Source organism: Wolbachia endosymbiont (group A) of Longitarsus flavicornis, assembly GCF_963931955.1.
In the GTDB taxonomy this organism is placed as follows: domain Bacteria; phylum Pseudomonadota; class Alphaproteobacteria; order Rickettsiales; family Anaplasmataceae; genus Wolbachia.
Genome location: NZ_OZ008337.1, coordinates 505,196 through 519,606 on the forward strand (window position 1 = coordinate 505,196; position 14,411 = coordinate 519,606).

General features: G+C 34.1%; 15 protein-coding genes. 7 read left to right on the forward strand and 8 right to left on the reverse strand.

The annotated features are described in order from the left end of the window. Positions 1 to 25: 25 nt before the first annotated feature. Together AABM58_RS02500 and AABM58_RS02505 are read right to left on the reverse strand one after the other, a co-directional pair. Positions 26 to 1,237 carry an MFS transporter gene (locus AABM58_RS02500; protein ID WP_338406884.1) on the reverse strand — a complete coding sequence of 404 codons (1,212 nt, stop codon included), beginning with the start codon at positions 1,235 to 1,237 and terminating at the stop codon, positions 26 to 28. A gap of 183 nt (positions 1,238 to 1,420) precedes the next feature. Beyond that, the gene (locus AABM58_RS02505) at positions 1,421 to 1,582 is read right to left on the reverse strand and encodes a hypothetical protein (protein WP_006280042.1); all 162 of its coding nucleotides are present in this window, start codon (positions 1,580 to 1,582) and stop codon (positions 1,421 to 1,423) included. Positions 1,583 to 1,724: 142 nt separating this feature from the next. On the opposite strand from AABM58_RS02505, the gene AABM58_RS02510 reads away from it, so the two are divergent. After that, positions 1,725 to 2,213 (forward strand): hypothetical protein, encoded by a 489-nt coding sequence (locus AABM58_RS02510; protein ID WP_338406223.1) that lies wholly within the window; start codon positions 1,725 to 1,727, stop codon positions 2,211 to 2,213. A 53-nt stretch (positions 2,214 to 2,266) separates the two neighbouring features. Here the strand turns inward: AABM58_RS02510 and AABM58_RS02515 are convergent, their stop codons facing one another. Beyond that, on the reverse strand, positions 2,267 to 3,460 hold the full coding sequence (locus tag AABM58_RS02515) for a pyridoxal phosphate-dependent aminotransferase (protein WP_338406224.1): 1,194 nt from the start codon (positions 3,458 to 3,460) through the stop codon (positions 2,267 to 2,269). A 68-nt stretch (positions 3,461 to 3,528) separates the two neighbouring features. Next, a complete protein-coding gene (gene hemE / locus AABM58_RS02520) occupies positions 3,529 to 4,545 on the reverse strand; it encodes a uroporphyrinogen decarboxylase (RefSeq protein WP_338406225.1) in 1,017 nt (338 codons plus the stop codon). A 402-nt stretch (positions 4,546 to 4,947) separates the two neighbouring features. Here hemE and AABM58_RS02525 point away from each other — a divergent pair, with 402 nt between their 5' ends. Next, complete coding sequence (locus AABM58_RS02525; RefSeq protein WP_338406226.1) at positions 4,948 to 5,766, forward strand: transporter associated domain-containing protein; 819 nt, start codon at positions 4,948 to 4,950, stop codon at positions 5,764 to 5,766. A gap of 71 nt (positions 5,767 to 5,837) precedes the next feature. On the opposite strand, the gene AABM58_RS02530 is transcribed toward AABM58_RS02525, so the two are convergent. Both AABM58_RS02530 and AABM58_RS02535 read right to left on the reverse strand, forming a co-directional pair. Continuing rightward, the gene (locus AABM58_RS02530) at positions 5,838 to 6,116 is read right to left on the reverse strand and encodes a hypothetical protein (RefSeq protein ID WP_338406227.1); all 279 of its coding nucleotides are present in this window, start codon (positions 6,114 to 6,116) and stop codon (positions 5,838 to 5,840) included. A gap of 80 nt (positions 6,117 to 6,196) precedes the next feature. Continuing rightward, positions 6,197 to 6,490 carry a hypothetical protein gene (locus AABM58_RS02535; RefSeq protein ID WP_338406228.1) on the reverse strand — a complete coding sequence of 98 codons (294 nt, stop codon included), beginning with the start codon at positions 6,488 to 6,490 and terminating at the stop codon, positions 6,197 to 6,199. A 133-nt stretch (positions 6,491 to 6,623) separates the two neighbouring features. Here AABM58_RS02535 and purM point away from each other — a divergent pair, with 133 nt between their 5' ends. Then, the gene (gene purM, locus AABM58_RS02540; RefSeq protein WP_338406229.1) at positions 6,624 to 7,661 is read left to right on the forward strand and encodes a phosphoribosylformylglycinamidine cyclo-ligase; all 1,038 of its coding nucleotides are present in this window, start codon (positions 6,624 to 6,626) and stop codon (positions 7,659 to 7,661) included. Here purM and purC read toward each other — a convergent pair. After that, the gene (gene purC, locus AABM58_RS02545; RefSeq protein ID WP_010081959.1) at positions 7,658 to 8,380 is read right to left on the reverse strand and encodes a phosphoribosylaminoimidazolesuccinocarboxamide synthase; all 723 of its coding nucleotides are present in this window, start codon (positions 8,378 to 8,380) and stop codon (positions 7,658 to 7,660) included. The genes purM and purC overlap by 4 nt on opposite strands. Positions 8,381 to 8,454: 74 nt before the next feature. On the opposite strand from purC, the gene trmD reads away from it, so the two are divergent. The 4 genes from trmD to AABM58_RS02565 all read left to right on the forward strand — a co-directional run bounded on the left by trmD (position 8,455) and on the right by AABM58_RS02565 (position 11,781). Next, positions 8,455 to 9,165 carry a tRNA (guanosine(37)-N1)-methyltransferase TrmD gene (trmD, locus tag AABM58_RS02550; RefSeq protein WP_338406230.1) on the forward strand — a complete coding sequence of 237 codons (711 nt, stop codon included), beginning with the start codon at positions 8,455 to 8,457 and terminating at the stop codon, positions 9,163 to 9,165. Continuing rightward, positions 9,149 to 9,526: a 50S ribosomal protein L19 gene (rplS, locus tag AABM58_RS02555; protein WP_338406231.1), complete on the forward strand. Its 378-nt coding sequence runs from the start codon at positions 9,149 to 9,151 to the stop codon at positions 9,524 to 9,526. The genes trmD and rplS overlap by 17 nt, the downstream gene beginning before the upstream one ends. A 200-nt stretch (positions 9,527 to 9,726) precedes the next feature. Continuing rightward, a complete protein-coding gene (pstA, locus tag AABM58_RS02560) occupies positions 9,727 to 10,977 on the forward strand; it encodes a phosphate ABC transporter permease PstA (RefSeq protein WP_338406232.1) in 1,251 nt (416 codons plus the stop codon). Positions 10,978 to 10,983: 6 nt separating this feature from the next. Beyond that, complete coding sequence (locus tag AABM58_RS02565; RefSeq protein ID WP_338406233.1) at positions 10,984 to 11,781, forward strand: phosphoribosylformylglycinamidine synthase subunit PurQ; 798 nt, start codon at positions 10,984 to 10,986, stop codon at positions 11,779 to 11,781. 876 nt (positions 11,782 to 12,657) lie between these two features. Here the strand turns inward: AABM58_RS02565 and AABM58_RS02570 are convergent. Further along, positions 12,658 to 14,106, reverse strand: a complete 1,449-nt coding sequence (locus AABM58_RS02570) for a hypothetical protein (RefSeq protein ID WP_338406234.1) — start codon at positions 14,104 to 14,106, stop codon at positions 12,658 to 12,660. Positions 14,107 to 14,411: the final 305 nt, after the last annotated feature.

The window sequence follows — 14,411 nt, forward strand, 5'->3', positions numbered from 1 at the left end:
TTAATTTTAAGATGCACAAGCAATTTTAAGACTGCTTATCCTGCTTTTTTAACCATAAGAGCCCAAAAACAGCTATTAGCAAACATACAGGAATAATTGATGTTGCTTTTATCAGCAATTCAACACTATACACAGGATTTCCTTGTATTACTGTTCTATCCCAACACAAATCTATTATTTTTGCGATTCCAGTGTGAAAAAAATAGCCAAAACCCATGACTATCATGTTTGACACAGCTGTAGCCAGGCCTACCAAGTTATTATTCACATAACTTAGTGCTTTATAAATTGTAACTACTTGATATCCAGATGCGAAACCAATAATAAAAAGCGTAGGTAATACAACATACAAGCCACCAATCTGAGTAAAAAGTAATAAAAAACCGGCGATCATTGCAAATGAACAGGCAATTATTACTTCATAATGCTTATTTTTATATTTTTCCAATAAATAAGCCAAAGAGAATGATCCTGTTAACATTCCTATCAATATTACGGAAGAGAGAGAAGATGCTAAGTCTTCATTCATTTCATATACTTCAAAAAAGAATGCCTTTGCCCAACCATCCGCAAAACCTTGCATTGGACCGACCATGAGTCCACCAAAAAAGCTAATTAGAATAATATGCTTGTTGAAAAGTATGTTTTTTAAGTCTCTAATGCTAACTTTTTTCTGCTGAGCATTGCTTTCAGGTGTTACTAAGAACAGCAACAGAGCAAGTAAACACCCAAATGCTGAGAAGGTATAGATAACATAATTCCAGCCAAATTTATCGAGTAAGAAGTCTAAAGGTAATCCGCCACATATCCCTCCCAAAATTCCTATAATTATAGATAAGCTGGCCATTCTTGCTGATTTTTCTTGCGCAAAATACATGCTTGCAACTTTAAAAAGCCCAATTGCTGAAGCGGATGACCCAATTCCAACGACTATTCTGCCAAGTATTGAATAATACCACTCATCAAAGCATATAAGTGGTAATGTTCCGGTAAATGTTAAGACAATACAAATAGGCAAAACAAATTTTGGCCCGAATTTGTCAAGAGCAAGACCAATAGGTATGTGAGCCAGCGTATAGCCTACATAGTATAACCCACCAAACTGGCCAACATCTGCAATACTTATGTTAAATTTTGTTATCAATTCAGGCGCAATTATGTTTGGAATTACGCGTAATATATATTGGTATGCATAAAACAGTGACGCCAACAACCAGATTAAAAATTCCTCTGCAATACTTTACCCCAAAGCTAGTATTATAGATACTCTGTTTATAGAAAACAATACTTTTATGAATACTTATTTTAATTTACCGGAATTTTATACAGTTGAACTCATAGCCAACATAAGTAGTTTATGCATTAACTAAATTTTCCAGGTTCAAGTTTGGATGATGGAAAAAGTTCACTTTTTCTATTTTTAAAAGAGACCTTTTATTTTACTTATAATTTTTTCTACCATATCTACAACTGGCTCATGAATAAGGTATATGAAAAAAATTACACCACAAATGATAAGTATATTTATGATTTTACCCTTATTCATCTTTATCTTAAGCTTCACTTTTGTTACAAGATCCATTTTGTTTATGTTTTTATTTCATGCTGACAATTATATCTTAAATACCATAATTTTCAGTAAAATTTGACTTCAGAAGTATTCTATTAATTCAATATTAACCTTTTTATGTGTAAAATAGTTAATATAATATTAAAGCAGGCTGATGAATATAAGCACGATAGATAATACGCTGCAAAATTACATAACAAAATACATTGAACAAACATTCGCTACACACGTGCTAGGCAATAGATACGACAAATTGTATAGGAAACTTCTAAGTGGTATAGAAGAGATAATAAAGCTTGCTGTAAATGAAGCAAAACACTACGATGAAAATTTAGAAGATCTATATAACGATTCAAGATTTAATAAGAAATTTATTCAAGCTGTTGCTAAACATCAGGTGTCGGAATTTTTAAATACTTACCCGAAAAGAAAAGAAATTGTTGCAGAATTTTACAATGAACATCACATTAACGAAAGTGATTTAAAGACTCTGGAAAAGGGGAAAGATTTAGTAAATAAAATAAATAACATTAACTTACTGCAACAAAATGAAAAAAATGAGGAATTCAATATTAGAAAGACACTTGCTCAATCAATAAAAATGCCTTCCATAGAAAAACACAAATTAGAGCATTCAAGATAACCTTAGTGAATATTTTTGACGCGGTGAAATGGGTAATTAATGGATAGTCTATTTCATTTTAACTCCTGGCACGCTTTAGTAATACTATCACATCCAATTTCTAATTGTTCCTGAGAGGTTGCATAAGAAATTCTGATAAAATTTTCTAGACCAAATGCAATTCCTGGAACCACAGCAACCAAATGATCTTCCAGTAAGTATTCAGTAAAATCTAAATCATTATTTATTATCTTACCACTTTTTGTGCTTTTACTGAGCAATCCTTCACATGAGACAAATAAATAAAACGCACCTTGTGGAACAGATGCTGATAATCCCGGGGCAGAATTTAGCTTTTTCACCATAAAATCTCTACGACTCTTAAAAATCCTTGTTCTTTCCTTCAAAAAACTATGGTCACCGTTTAATGCTGCTGCTGCTGCTGCTTGTGCTATCGAATTTGGATTAGAAGTGCTTTGAGACTGCAGCGTAGAGATAGCTTTTACTACATCACTTCTACCTGCAATATACCCTATTCTCCAGCCTGTCATTGCATAGGCTTTTGATACTCCATTGACTACAAAAACTCTATCATAAAGCTTCGGCTCAACCTGAGCGATAGTAAAAAACTTTTCGTCGTATATTATATGCTCATAAATATCATCTGTAACGACATTCACATGTGGATATTCAAGCAATATTTGTGCTATGTCTTTCAATTCATCACACGTGTACACAGCTCCTGCAGGGTTGTTCGGTGAGTTAAGAATTAACCATTTAGTTTTTTTAGTTATCCTGCTTTTCAATAATTCCGCTGTCAGTTTAAAATTTTGTTTGCATTCCACTACAACTGGTAAGCCCCCAAAAAGATTTACCATATCAACATATGAAACCCAATAAGGAGCTGGAATAATAACTTCATCTCCAGAGTTAATTGTTGCCATGAACAAATTGAATAACACCTGCTTAGCACCTGTACCAACACAGATTTGGTTAAGTGTGTACTCGAGGTTATTATCCCTTCTTAACTTATTAATTATTGCCTCTTTCAGTTCACGTGTTCCATCAACAGTAGTATATTTAGTTTTACCTTCACTTATTGCTTGAATAGCCGCTTTTTTTATATGATCTGGAGTATCAAAATCTGGTTCTCCTGCAGCTAAAATACAGATCTTTTTTCCTTCATTTTTCAACTTATTTGCCTTATCAGTTACAGCAATCGTAGGTGATGGTTTTATTAGGGACATTCTTTTTGCAAGGTCTGACATATCTTACTGAAGCTAAATTCAAATGATAAACCCCGTACAACAAAAAAGCTAGAATTTTGTGTATTGTATTAGTAGCTTTTTACCAGGTTTACCAACGCAGCAATATTTTCAACTGGAGTGTCAGGGAGTACTCCATGTCCAAGATTAAATATGAAGGGTAAATCTCTAAAGCAATCTATTATACGTTTCGCCTCTTTTATTGCTTCCATTTTATTATAGGCTAAAAGATTAGGAGCAAGATTTCCTTGTAGAGGAATTTTTAGATTCGCTTTCGCCCATTCTATTGGAACGTCATAATCTATACTTACTGCAGATACACCTGTTTGTTCGCAGTAATCTTTATAAAGATTTCCAGCAGACCTTGGAAAACCTATTATTGGAAAATCAGAAAATCTATCCTTTATTGCCAAGACAATTCTCTTTGTTGGTTCAATAACATATTCTTTAAACAATGGTTCCGATAATGCACCAGCATTACTGTCAAATAGCTGAATAACATCTGCTCCAAACTCTATCTGTTTAATCAGATAAATAATTGTTGCTTCCGTTATTCGGTCAATTATTTCTTTCAAAGATGAAGGGCAAAAATTTAGTACCTTGGAAAAAGTTTTGCTGCTTCCGCCTTCTATAATATATGAAGCTATTGTCCACGGTCCTCCAGCAAATCCTATGAGAGACTTTTTTTTTGATAGTTGACTTCTGACTTTTTTTATAGCGTTTAGAATTGGTAAGGTTTTAGTTTCAATGTCTTGTGGACTTTTCAATTCTTTAGGACTTTCTATAGGTTTTATTCTCGGGCCCACATTGCGCAGGAAATTCACGTCACAACCCAAAATATCAGCTATTATTAAAATGTCTGAAAAAATTATCGCCGCATCTACGTCAAATCTTGTCATTGGCTGCAACGTTAATTCTGCAACCAAATCTGTGTTGTAGCACATCTTCATGAAATTGCCCATGCTTTCCACTGCTTTACGGTACTCAGGAAGAGACCTGCCAGCCTGACGCATTAGCCAAATAGGCACTCTTTCACTTGGCTCATTTCGTTTGATAACTTCTACTATTGTTGTTTTACTGCTTTCCAATCTATTTTATCTATTCTTCTGTATATTAAAGTATAGTAGTAATAATAGTCCTATCAACAACTTGTTACTAACTTAAAATTCGGTAAAAATTGGTGTTGTTCAATTTGTGGATAAATATGTTAATAACTTCTGTATGCTATTGATTTTCTGTTATGATTTATGTGTATAAGTAAGATATTCAGAGTGTTAGTAATTTTCTTTTATGGAAAATATTTTACCATCATGCATTGTTACATAACTATGTATATGTTGTTGAAAAAGTTGTTGATCAATTGTTGGTATTTTATATCAACAAATAATTCACAAATTAATTTGACATTATTCACATGCTTATTAAACATTTAATAACAGTTTTCTTGATAAATCTAATCTGAAAACGTTTTTGCCATTACAGAGAATAAATTGAGTAAAAAAAGAACCTTAGTAGAAAAAATAGTATACAAAATTTTTCTCTTCCTTTTCAAAAGAGCTTCTGTGTTGGAAAAGTGTGCAACTGAGGCATTAATGAAAAATCTGCCAGACCTTAATATATTTAATGGTCTATTAAAATTCCGCGATTGTGGTATAATGGATATAATGACTCCACGTACAGAGATATACGCAGTAAACATTGAGTCAAGCGAGCGTGAAATAATAAAGAAGATAAAAAACACTTGCCACACTAAAATACCAATTTATAGAAATAACTTTGATAACGTAATAGGCTTTTTTTATGTAAAAGATGTTATTTTAAATAGGGATAAAAATTTTAATCTGAGAAATATTATACAAAGCGTAATATTTGTTCCGCCCTCGATGAAGACAACTAATCTTTTTATTAGAATGAAATCTTCTAAATCATGCTTAGCTATCGTATTGGATGAATATGGTGGAACTGATGGTTTAATTTCGATGACCGATCTTATAGAGGAGCTAATACCAAACATTGATAGTGAGAACGAAATAAATTCAGAATATGCCATTACTGAATTGTCTCAAAATAAGTTTGAAGTGTCAGCAAGGGCTCTTATAAAGGATATAGAAGATGATCTAAAAATAGAATTACGTGACCCTGAAGAAGACTATGTTACACTTGGTGGTTTGATTCTTTCGATTGCTGGTAAAGTGCCTTCTGTAGATGAAGTCATTAAATATAAAAATGGTATGAAGTTTATCATCAAAGATGCAAATGAGCGCTACATTAATAGAATAGTACTAGACTTAAGTGATTACAAAAATTAGATTTGGTATCCCTTGTCGGGGAATGTTTTGCCTTGAAACGAAGGAAAAGTTGTAATAACCAAATATGCAACTCAAGTTATAATTAAACCTATCTCCAGCAAATTATTTTTGCAAATACAATGCATTTCAGTGTTATAGTACTCTAATAATAAAGAAGTCATATAGATATTAATATCTTTTGTATTTAAATTAGTGTCATTTTTTTTGATTAATTTGTCTACTAATGATTTGCTTATTGGTTTGTGTTCATTTAGAATTTTTATAGTTAATAGCGTTTTATCTTCTATTTGACTCAGTAAAACAGACACTAGTTCAACTTCCGCCACTGCACTGGCTATAGTTAGCACCATATTAGAAATTATCTTATTTATCTTTTCAATTAAATCTTCCTTACCTTTTGTAGAGTATGCATCTATTTTCCATGTGAGCTTTACTTTTTTTTTAATAAATAATTTTCGATATTAGATTTGGTCTGATCAAAGCTGTAATTATCCACTGAAGAAGAATATGCCTGCTTCATAACTTTATGTTTATATATTAAATCATCAGAGCTTTCTTTAAGCAGTGACAATGCTTCCTTCTGCGTATCAGCATGGTTCTTATCTATTACTTCAAGCTCTTCTAAGCCAAACATTATTCCATTCATAGAGTTAGCAAAGTCATGAAGCAGCCGTCCTGATAGCAGCTCCATTATTAACAGTATGTTTTTGATGTTTTTGTTCATTGGATAGTTATAAATGATTTAAATTACCCTATATTGGTAAGCATATAATAGTCAATTAAGAGAAAGTTTCGTTGCACTTTTTGTGTTAAAGCATTAATGTAGTATTAATAATTATAAAATTTTTGAAAAAGTTATGAACACTTATGCTAAATCAGGAATAGATCTTGAACTATATAATAAGTTAATAAAAGAAGTCAAGCCTATTGCTCAAGAGACTACTAGAGAAGAAGTAATCAGCGAAATAGGTTCATTCTCTGCGTTGTTTGATTTTGCTGCACTAAGTAAGAAGTATGACCATCCAGTAATCGTTTCCTCAACTGATGGAGTGGGCACAAAGCTGTTAATAGCTCAAGAGGTAAATAAGCATGATACTATAGGTATAGATTTAGTTGCAATGTGTGTAAATGACTTACTTGCAGAAGGAGCAACGCCTTTGTTTTTCCTTGATTACTTTGCAACAGGCGTTTTGACCAAAGATGTTTTATTATCTGTGGTTAAGGGCATTGCAGAGGGGTGCAAGCAAGCTAAAATAGCATTGGTTGGTGGAGAAACTGCGGAAATGCCTGGAATGTATGGCAATAATCACTATGAACTTGCAGGATTTGTAGTTGGTGTAGTTGATCGAAAGCAAATTCTTCCAAACTGTAGCATGATGAAAGCAGGTGATTATATAATTGGCTTAGAGTCAAGTGGAATTCACTCAAATGGGTTTTCTTTAGTGCGCCATATTTTTAAAGATTTAGGTATAAATTATAATGATTTGTCTCCATGGAATAATCAGCCTTGGAAAGAAGTGTTGCTCGAACCAACAAAAATATATGTTGATTCTTTGTTGCCTATTATGCCAAAGGTAAAAGGCATTGCACATATAACAGGTGGTGGCTTGATAGATAATATTCCGCGGATTCTTCCAAAAAACTTATTTGCAAACATAGACATTAATTCCTGGAAATGGCCAGATATATTTTTATGGCTAACAAAGGAGGGTAAAATAGAGAAGAAAGAAATGCTAAAAACATTTAATTGTGGTATTGGTATGGTATTGATCGTAAGTTCTGAGAATATGCAAAACGTGAAAAATCATTTCCAAAAACGTGGAGAAAAAATTGAAATTATTGGAAAACTTGATGAGGCATGTAACCCTCCACTTGATAGAGTAGTATTTAGTTAACCTAACTTTACTGACAGTCTTTTTGCAACTTCTAGGTATGCTTCCTTTAAATCTCCTAAATTCAAACGAAAGACATCTTTATCTAGCTTTTTATAAGTATTTTTATCCCATAATCTGCAGTTATCAGGGCTAATTTCATCAGCTAAAACGATTTTAGTACTGTCATTTATTAATCTGCCAAATTCTAACTTGAGATCAACTAAATATATACTTGCATTTGAAAATAGGTGGACTAATATTTCGTTGATTTTTAAAGTTGTAGTTTTAACTTCATCCATTTCTTTGCTAGATAGCCAATCAAAATACAGTATGTGATTTTCACTTACCATTGGGTCGGCTAGGTCATCATTTTTGTAAAAAAAATCGATTATAGGAGATGCAAGCCTCTCACCTTCTTTGATATTAAAACGTTTGCAAAAGCTGCCAGCTGCGACATTTCTAACTACTACCTCAAGAGGTATTATCTTGAGTTTTTTGACTAGCTGTTCTCTTTCGTTTAGAGTTTTTATAAAGTGTGTGCTAATTTCTGCTTTCTCAAGCTTTTCCATGATAAAAGCACTAATATGATTATTAATTATTCCTTTACCATCGATTATTTCATATTTTTCCTTATTGAATGCTGTAACATCATCTTTAAAGTGCTGTATGACAATTGATAAGTCTTCAGTTTCAATAATGGCTTTCGCTTTACCTTCGTATATCGTTTTATTCAGTGACATGTTTAATTTAACTATATATTATATCAATTTACTATTCTTAGAGTATAGCCCCAAATAACTTAAAATAAACCTTAATGGCATTCAATGTTACAATATTAACCATATTCCCAGAAATGTTCCCGGGGTTTTTGAACTATTCTCTTGCCGGAAAAGCGTTAGAAAAAAAAATATGGAACCTTGAAGTAATAAATATTCGTTCTTTTGCGAAAGATAAACATTCAACTGTGGATGATGTTCCATATGGAGGTGGAGCAGGAATGGTTATGCGTTCTGATGTAGTTGGTGATGCAGTAGATAGTATGCTCTCTGTTCATAAAAACACTAAGTTTATTTACATGACTCCATCTGGCGCGAAGTTTAATCAGAATATTGCCAGAGAATTATTAGAGTTTCCTCATATAACAATATTGTGTGGTCGATTTGAAGGTATTGACCAAAGGATAATTGATGCGTATACTCCTTATGAGTTAAGTATTGGAGATTATATACTTTCAGGAGGTGAGCCAGCTGCGATGGTGGTTCTTGATGCATGCATTAGACTTCTTCCAGGTGTAGTAAATAATACCGATAGTATTACTGAAGAAAGTTTTAGTTATGATGGTGGTATGCTTGAATATCCTCAATATACTAGACCTGAGCAGTGGAAGGGATATAAAGTACCTGAGGTTTTGTTATCTGGCAATCACAAAAAAATAAGTGATTGGAGGCAGAAGCAGTCTCATGTTATAACAAAAAAGCGTAGGCCTGAATTATTGAATGGAGAGATAAATGACAAATTTACTTAAAAAATTTAACGAACAGCAAATGCAAGTGTTAGCTAAAGAAATACCAGAATTTCGTCCTGGCGATGATTTGAAGGTCACTTTTAAAGTAGTTGACGGTGCAAGTGAACGTATACAGATATTTGAAGGTGTATGTATATCAAAAAGGAACCGCGGGTTACATTCTTCTTTTGCAGTCAGAAAAGTGAGCCATGGGGAAAGTATAGTGTCTCAGTTTTTTGTTTATTCTCCTGCACTGGTTTCAGTGCAAGTGACAAGAAAAGGAAAGGTTCGTAGAGCAAAACTGTATTATCTATGCAAACTGTTTGGAAAAGCTGCAAGGGTCAAAGAACGTACCACTTATGTTAAAAAGAAATCTAAGTAGGTACAACGGAGAATGATATCCATTGTGTCATCCCAGTGCTCCGACACTGGGATCCAGCATTCATTATTCTCCTTTTGGTTTGTGCTTTCATGGAAAATGTAAAAATTATTTGCAGGCAAAGCCTGCTGGATCCCAGTGTCAGCTACTTGCATGACAAAAAAGGGGAAAGTTTTTTCAAATCCTCGTGTAAAGAAAAATAAATGAGTATAAAGAAAAAATTCCTTAAATTACTTCAGTCAAGGCGTGTACATGCTCGTATAAAAAGGAAAAATAAAAAGAACAGAGCGTTACGCTTTTGTTCTTTCACGGCACTAGTTATCTCACTTGGCTGTCCTGTGTGCATATTGTTGAGTATATTAGTTAACTCTTACAGTGCCTTAACAGTAACGAAAATTTTATTGCCAGTTGAAATAAATGCTGATCTTACTTTGGCGAGTAATCCTAGTGATTTGCGGTATAAGTCCATTGGCTTACTCAACGATTCTTTACGTAAGGTGTTTAAAGGAACTGGTTTTAAAGACAGTGACGAAATTTTAAGTCGTAATTCTTACAAAGAACTAGAGAAATTTTTTCGTAAGAAAGTAAAAGATAGTGGTGAATATGAGATCTGGTTTACCGCGTCAAGTATAATTAATTCAATAAATAAAGATAAACATTTGAATGATCGTTATGCTAAATTACTTGATTGGCTAAAAGAAAAGAGGAGAGTGAAAAAATTTTTTAATAAGTCTTTATTCCTTAAATCTGACTCTCGTGAACCTGAGAATGCAGGGATTTTAGGGGCATTTATCGGTTCATTAATGACAATTATAGTGTGCCTAGCATTAGCATTACCAATAGGAATTATGTCGGGCATCTGTCTTTATGAATTTATGCCTAAAAATAGGCTAATGACTAATATTGTAGAAATTAGCATAAATAATCTTGCTGCAGTGCCTTCAATAATATTTGGTGTAGTGGGCTTAACTCTCTATCTTGGCATATTTGGGCTACCACGCTCTTCACCACTTGTTGGTGGAATGACTCTTTCATTTATGATGTTACCTAATATTATAATTGCAACAAAAAATGCCTTTGCGAATGTTCCTATTACGATAAAAGATGCAGCGTTTGCGCTCGGTGCACCTCACATCAAGGTGATATTAGATCACTCTCTGCCGATTGCATTACCAAGAATAATACATGGTACTGTGCTTGCAATTGCAAGGATTTTAGGTGAATCTTCCCCTTTACTTATGATAGGTATGGTAGCATTTATTGCTGATACGCCTATGTCCTTCTTCGATCCGGCAACTGTTCTACCTGTGCAAATATACATATGGTCAAGCAGTCCTGAAATTGCATTTGTTGAACTTGCTGCTATCGCAATTATAGCTTTATTATTGGTGTTATTTGCGTTAAATTTAGTAGCAAATTTTGTAAAAAGGAAATTCGAATTTTTTAATTTTTAGCAATTCATGAAAATCACAGTCCTATCTGGTTATGGCTTAAATTGCGAAAAAGAAACCGCATTTGCATTTATGGAATGCAGCAGAAAACTTGGTATTGGTAATATTGAAGTAAAAATCGTTCACATTAACGATATCATAGATAATCCAGGTGAACTGAAATTAAGCAATATACTTGCAATTCCAGGGGGTTTTTCCTATGGTGATGACACTGGTGCTGGTAATGCATTTGCTTTACGCATTAAAAACAACTTGTTGGATGAGTTTCAAGAGTTTTTATCTCAGGACAAGCTGATTATAGGAATATGTAATGGTTGTCAGATATTAGTAAAGTTAATTCCAGAATTCTCTAGTCTAGCTTTAATCCATAATGATATAGGCAATTATCAATGCCGTTGGATTAGAGTGAGAGTTAATTCAAAGAGTAATTCTGTTTGGCTACGGGGCCTGAGTGAACTATATCTCCCTATTGCTCATGGAGAAGGCAAGTTTTTTATGGATCAAGATACTTTGAATCAATTAATCGAAAAAAATTGCACAGCATTACGTTATATAGATGATAATAGTAGCTATGCTAATCTGCAATTTCCTCACAATCCAAACGGATCTACATACGATCTGGCAGCTTTATCAGATAAAAGTGGGAGAGTATTGGCTTTAATGCCCCATCCAGAAAGGGGAATATTTTTTACTCAGCAAGATAATTGGCCTCTTGAAAAAGAAAAATGTAAACGTTTAGGAGTGGCTATACCAAAATATGGCGATGGAATGCTTATATTTGAAAATGCACTGAAGTATTTTTGTTAAAATTTATTGGTAGGGGTTTATGGTTAAAATTATCCTCTGGTATTGCAAAAAACCTACTTGACAAACTCCGCCAGCGCCCTTATCATGGTACTGAAGCTATTTATTTATCTTCTCTGTACAGATTAAATGACAAAAAAACTCACGTATCTGGCGTATCATGTTTAATTTTTTGCACTATGTGCACCTTATGTCTTATAAAATTTCTACCTACATAAGCTGAAACGCGCTTATAAAGCGTTTAAAACATAGAAAAACGCCAACTTAAAAAATGGATAGTGAATAACTAGCTACCCTAGGGTTTCTTTTGCCTTTTTTTCTGTTTAGTAAATTTCTTAACGTTTATAATTTAGATTAGTTGCGGTTTAAAAGTAGCTGAATCGCGGTTATTAAGTGTTTAGAATAAAAAAACGCCATACTTGAAAGTATAATGTAAGTAATTAGCCAACCACGGGGCTTCTTTTGCCTTTTTTTTTATTTGGTAAATTTCTTAATGTTTGTAGCTAAAAGAGTCCAAGAGAGGTGTCATCCCAGTGTCCCTGTGATGTCATTCCAGCGTGTGACGCTGGAATCCCAAAAAAGGATGATGTCATCCAAGTAGCTGACACTGGGATCCAGTTTTCCATATAATCTCATCGAAAATGTTGTAACCACTTTCTATGCTAGTTTGCTTGCTCACAAGCAAACTTTCCTGGATCCAAGTAGTCAAGGCACTGGGATGACAGAAGAAGGAGGCGCTGCCGTCTTGGATGAAAAGGCTAGATTCCAGCGTCACGCGCTGGAATGACATTGTAGGGTGTTATCTGAGTCCTTTTTTTCGTCATTCGAGGACCGTATGACGTCATCCAAGTAGCGTGACTACTTGGATCTAGCGCTGGATTACCAAGTCCAGTCAAGTGCAACATCATCACTTGCTGGAATGTCAAATTTCGGTTGTGACATTTCCTCTTGCACAGCTCTTTTAAATTCTGGACTGCTTATCTTTATCTGTGCTGCATGAGCTTGTAAAGCTGGCTGATCAGCTATTTCAGCAGCTGTTGGTGTCATCCCTTTTGCGGCTAAGAAAGCCTTTGCTGTTTGATCACTGTTGACACCATACTTATTGTCAGTAGAGTTATCAAGGAATCTTCCTAACTTATCTACTAAAATTGATTTGTTGCCATCTTTTGCACCAAGTACCTTTTCTGCTACAGCTAGTGTTTCAAGTTGAGAAGTTTGAACAACTTTGTCTGCGAGCTTGTTTAACATAACAGTTACACCAGAATCAGTTGCATTAGAACCATCAATTTTGGCAACTTGGTCATTTCCTTTGAGTTGGCCTAAAATAGCTTTAGCACCAGCTTCGGTTACATTAGAACCATCAACCTTAAGAACTTTATTTGCATCTATAAGTTTGCCTAGCATAGCAGTTACACCAGCATCAGTTGCATTGTCACCAGCAACATTAACTTTATTATTTAAATCAGTTGTCTTAGCAAAAGTAGCACCTATTTTGGTTTCAGAGATTTTGTTATTGCCATCTTTTGCATCAAATATAGCATCCACAACATCTTTCGCTGCAGCTTTTGTTTTAAGCTCTGTAGCTTTAACAAATGCAGCATCAGCAGCTGTTTTAGTATAAACTTCATCAGCTTGATCAGCTTTAATATATACCTTATTTGTAAAATCAGAAGAAGCAGTTATAGCATCCACAACATCTTTCGCTGCAGCTTTTGTTTTAAGTTCTGAAGTTTTAACAACTTCGTCTGTGAGTTTGCCTAGCATAGCAGTTACACCATCTTTAGTAACATTAGAACCATCAATTTTAGCGACTTGGTCGTTTCCTTTAAGTTGACCTAAAATAGCTTTAGCACCAGCTTCAGTAACATTAGAACCATCAATTTTAGCAACTTTGTTTGTAAGCTTGTCTAACATAGCATTTACACCATCATCAGTTGCGTTGTCACCAGTAACGTTAACTTTATCTGCTAATGCAGTCTCTGCTGCTGATTTAGTGTAAACCTTCTTAGTATCATCAGTGCCAACTGTTGCAAGAGCAGGCACTAAAACATCCACTAAGGCTTTTCCTTTATCTGCTTGGGTTGAAATATTGGAACCATCAGTTTTAACAAAACTAGTATCCGCTGTGCCTTTAGTATAAACTTTCTTAGTATCATCAGTACCAACTGTTGCAAGAGCAGGAACTAGAACATCCACTAAGGCTTTTCCTTTATCTGCTTGAGTTGTAATATTGGAACCATCAGTTTTAACAAATTTGTTATTTAACTCAGCTATAAGCTCCCCTAATGTGTTATTACTCAAAGCACTCAATTTATCAGTTGAATGCATATTACCCTCCGTTAATTACAAAAACCATAGCATGCATGAAAATAGTATAATTTTCGTTAATGCTAGATTTTACATAAGATTTCCTTGAAACTTGTCGTTTTAGAATTCTCCTCTTGTCATTCCAGTCCCCTCTCCTGTCATTCCAGTGTCAGCTACTTTCATGACATCGTTTACTATGTGCCATATTGCAATGTTTGTACAGTTGTGCGCGGTATCTCAGCCGCTAACACGTAGCGGGATGACGGTTGTCGGTGAACCTAAGTCACTTTATCTATAGTATCGGGAACGTAATTGCACATGGGTTT

What these genes read in the sequence shown, in the direction of transcription:
- AABM58_RS02505 (WP_006280042.1), bottom strand. Translation starts at nt 1,582, where the DNA reads ATGGATCTTGTAACAAAAGTGAAGCTTAAGATAAAGATGAATAAGGGT.
- AABM58_RS02510 (WP_338406223.1), top strand. Translation starts at nt 1,725, where the DNA reads ATGAATATAAGCACGATAGATAATACGCTGCAAAATTACATAACAAAA.
- AABM58_RS02515 (WP_338406224.1), bottom strand. Translation starts at nt 3,460, where the DNA reads ATGTCAGACCTTGCAAAAAGAATGTCCCTAATAAAACCATCACCTACG.
- AABM58_RS02530 (WP_338406227.1), bottom strand. Translation starts at nt 6,116, where the DNA reads ATGGTGCTAACTATAGCCAGTGCAGTGGCGGAAGTTGAACTAGTGTCT.
- AABM58_RS02535 (WP_338406228.1), bottom strand. Translation starts at nt 6,490, where the DNA reads ATGAACAAAAACATCAAAAACATACTGTTAATAATGGAGCTGCTATCA.
- purM (WP_338406229.1), top strand. Translation starts at nt 6,624, where the DNA reads ATGAACACTTATGCTAAATCAGGAATAGATCTTGAACTATATAATAAG.
- purC (WP_010081959.1), bottom strand. Translation starts at nt 8,380, where the DNA reads ATGTCACTGAATAAAACGATATACGAAGGTAAAGCGAAAGCCATTATT.
- trmD (WP_338406230.1), top strand. Translation starts at nt 8,455, where the DNA reads ATGGCATTCAATGTTACAATATTAACCATATTCCCAGAAATGTTCCCG.
- rplS (WP_338406231.1), top strand. Translation starts at nt 9,149, where the DNA reads ATGACAAATTTACTTAAAAAATTTAACGAACAGCAAATGCAAGTGTTA.
- pstA (WP_338406232.1), top strand. Translation starts at nt 9,727, where the DNA reads ATGAGTATAAAGAAAAAATTCCTTAAATTACTTCAGTCAAGGCGTGTA.
- AABM58_RS02565 (WP_338406233.1), top strand. Translation starts at nt 10,984, where the DNA reads ATGAAAATCACAGTCCTATCTGGTTATGGCTTAAATTGCGAAAAAGAA.
- AABM58_RS02570 (WP_338406234.1), bottom strand. Translation starts at nt 14,106, where the DNA reads ATGCATTCAACTGATAAATTGAGTGCTTTGAGTAATAACACATTAGGG.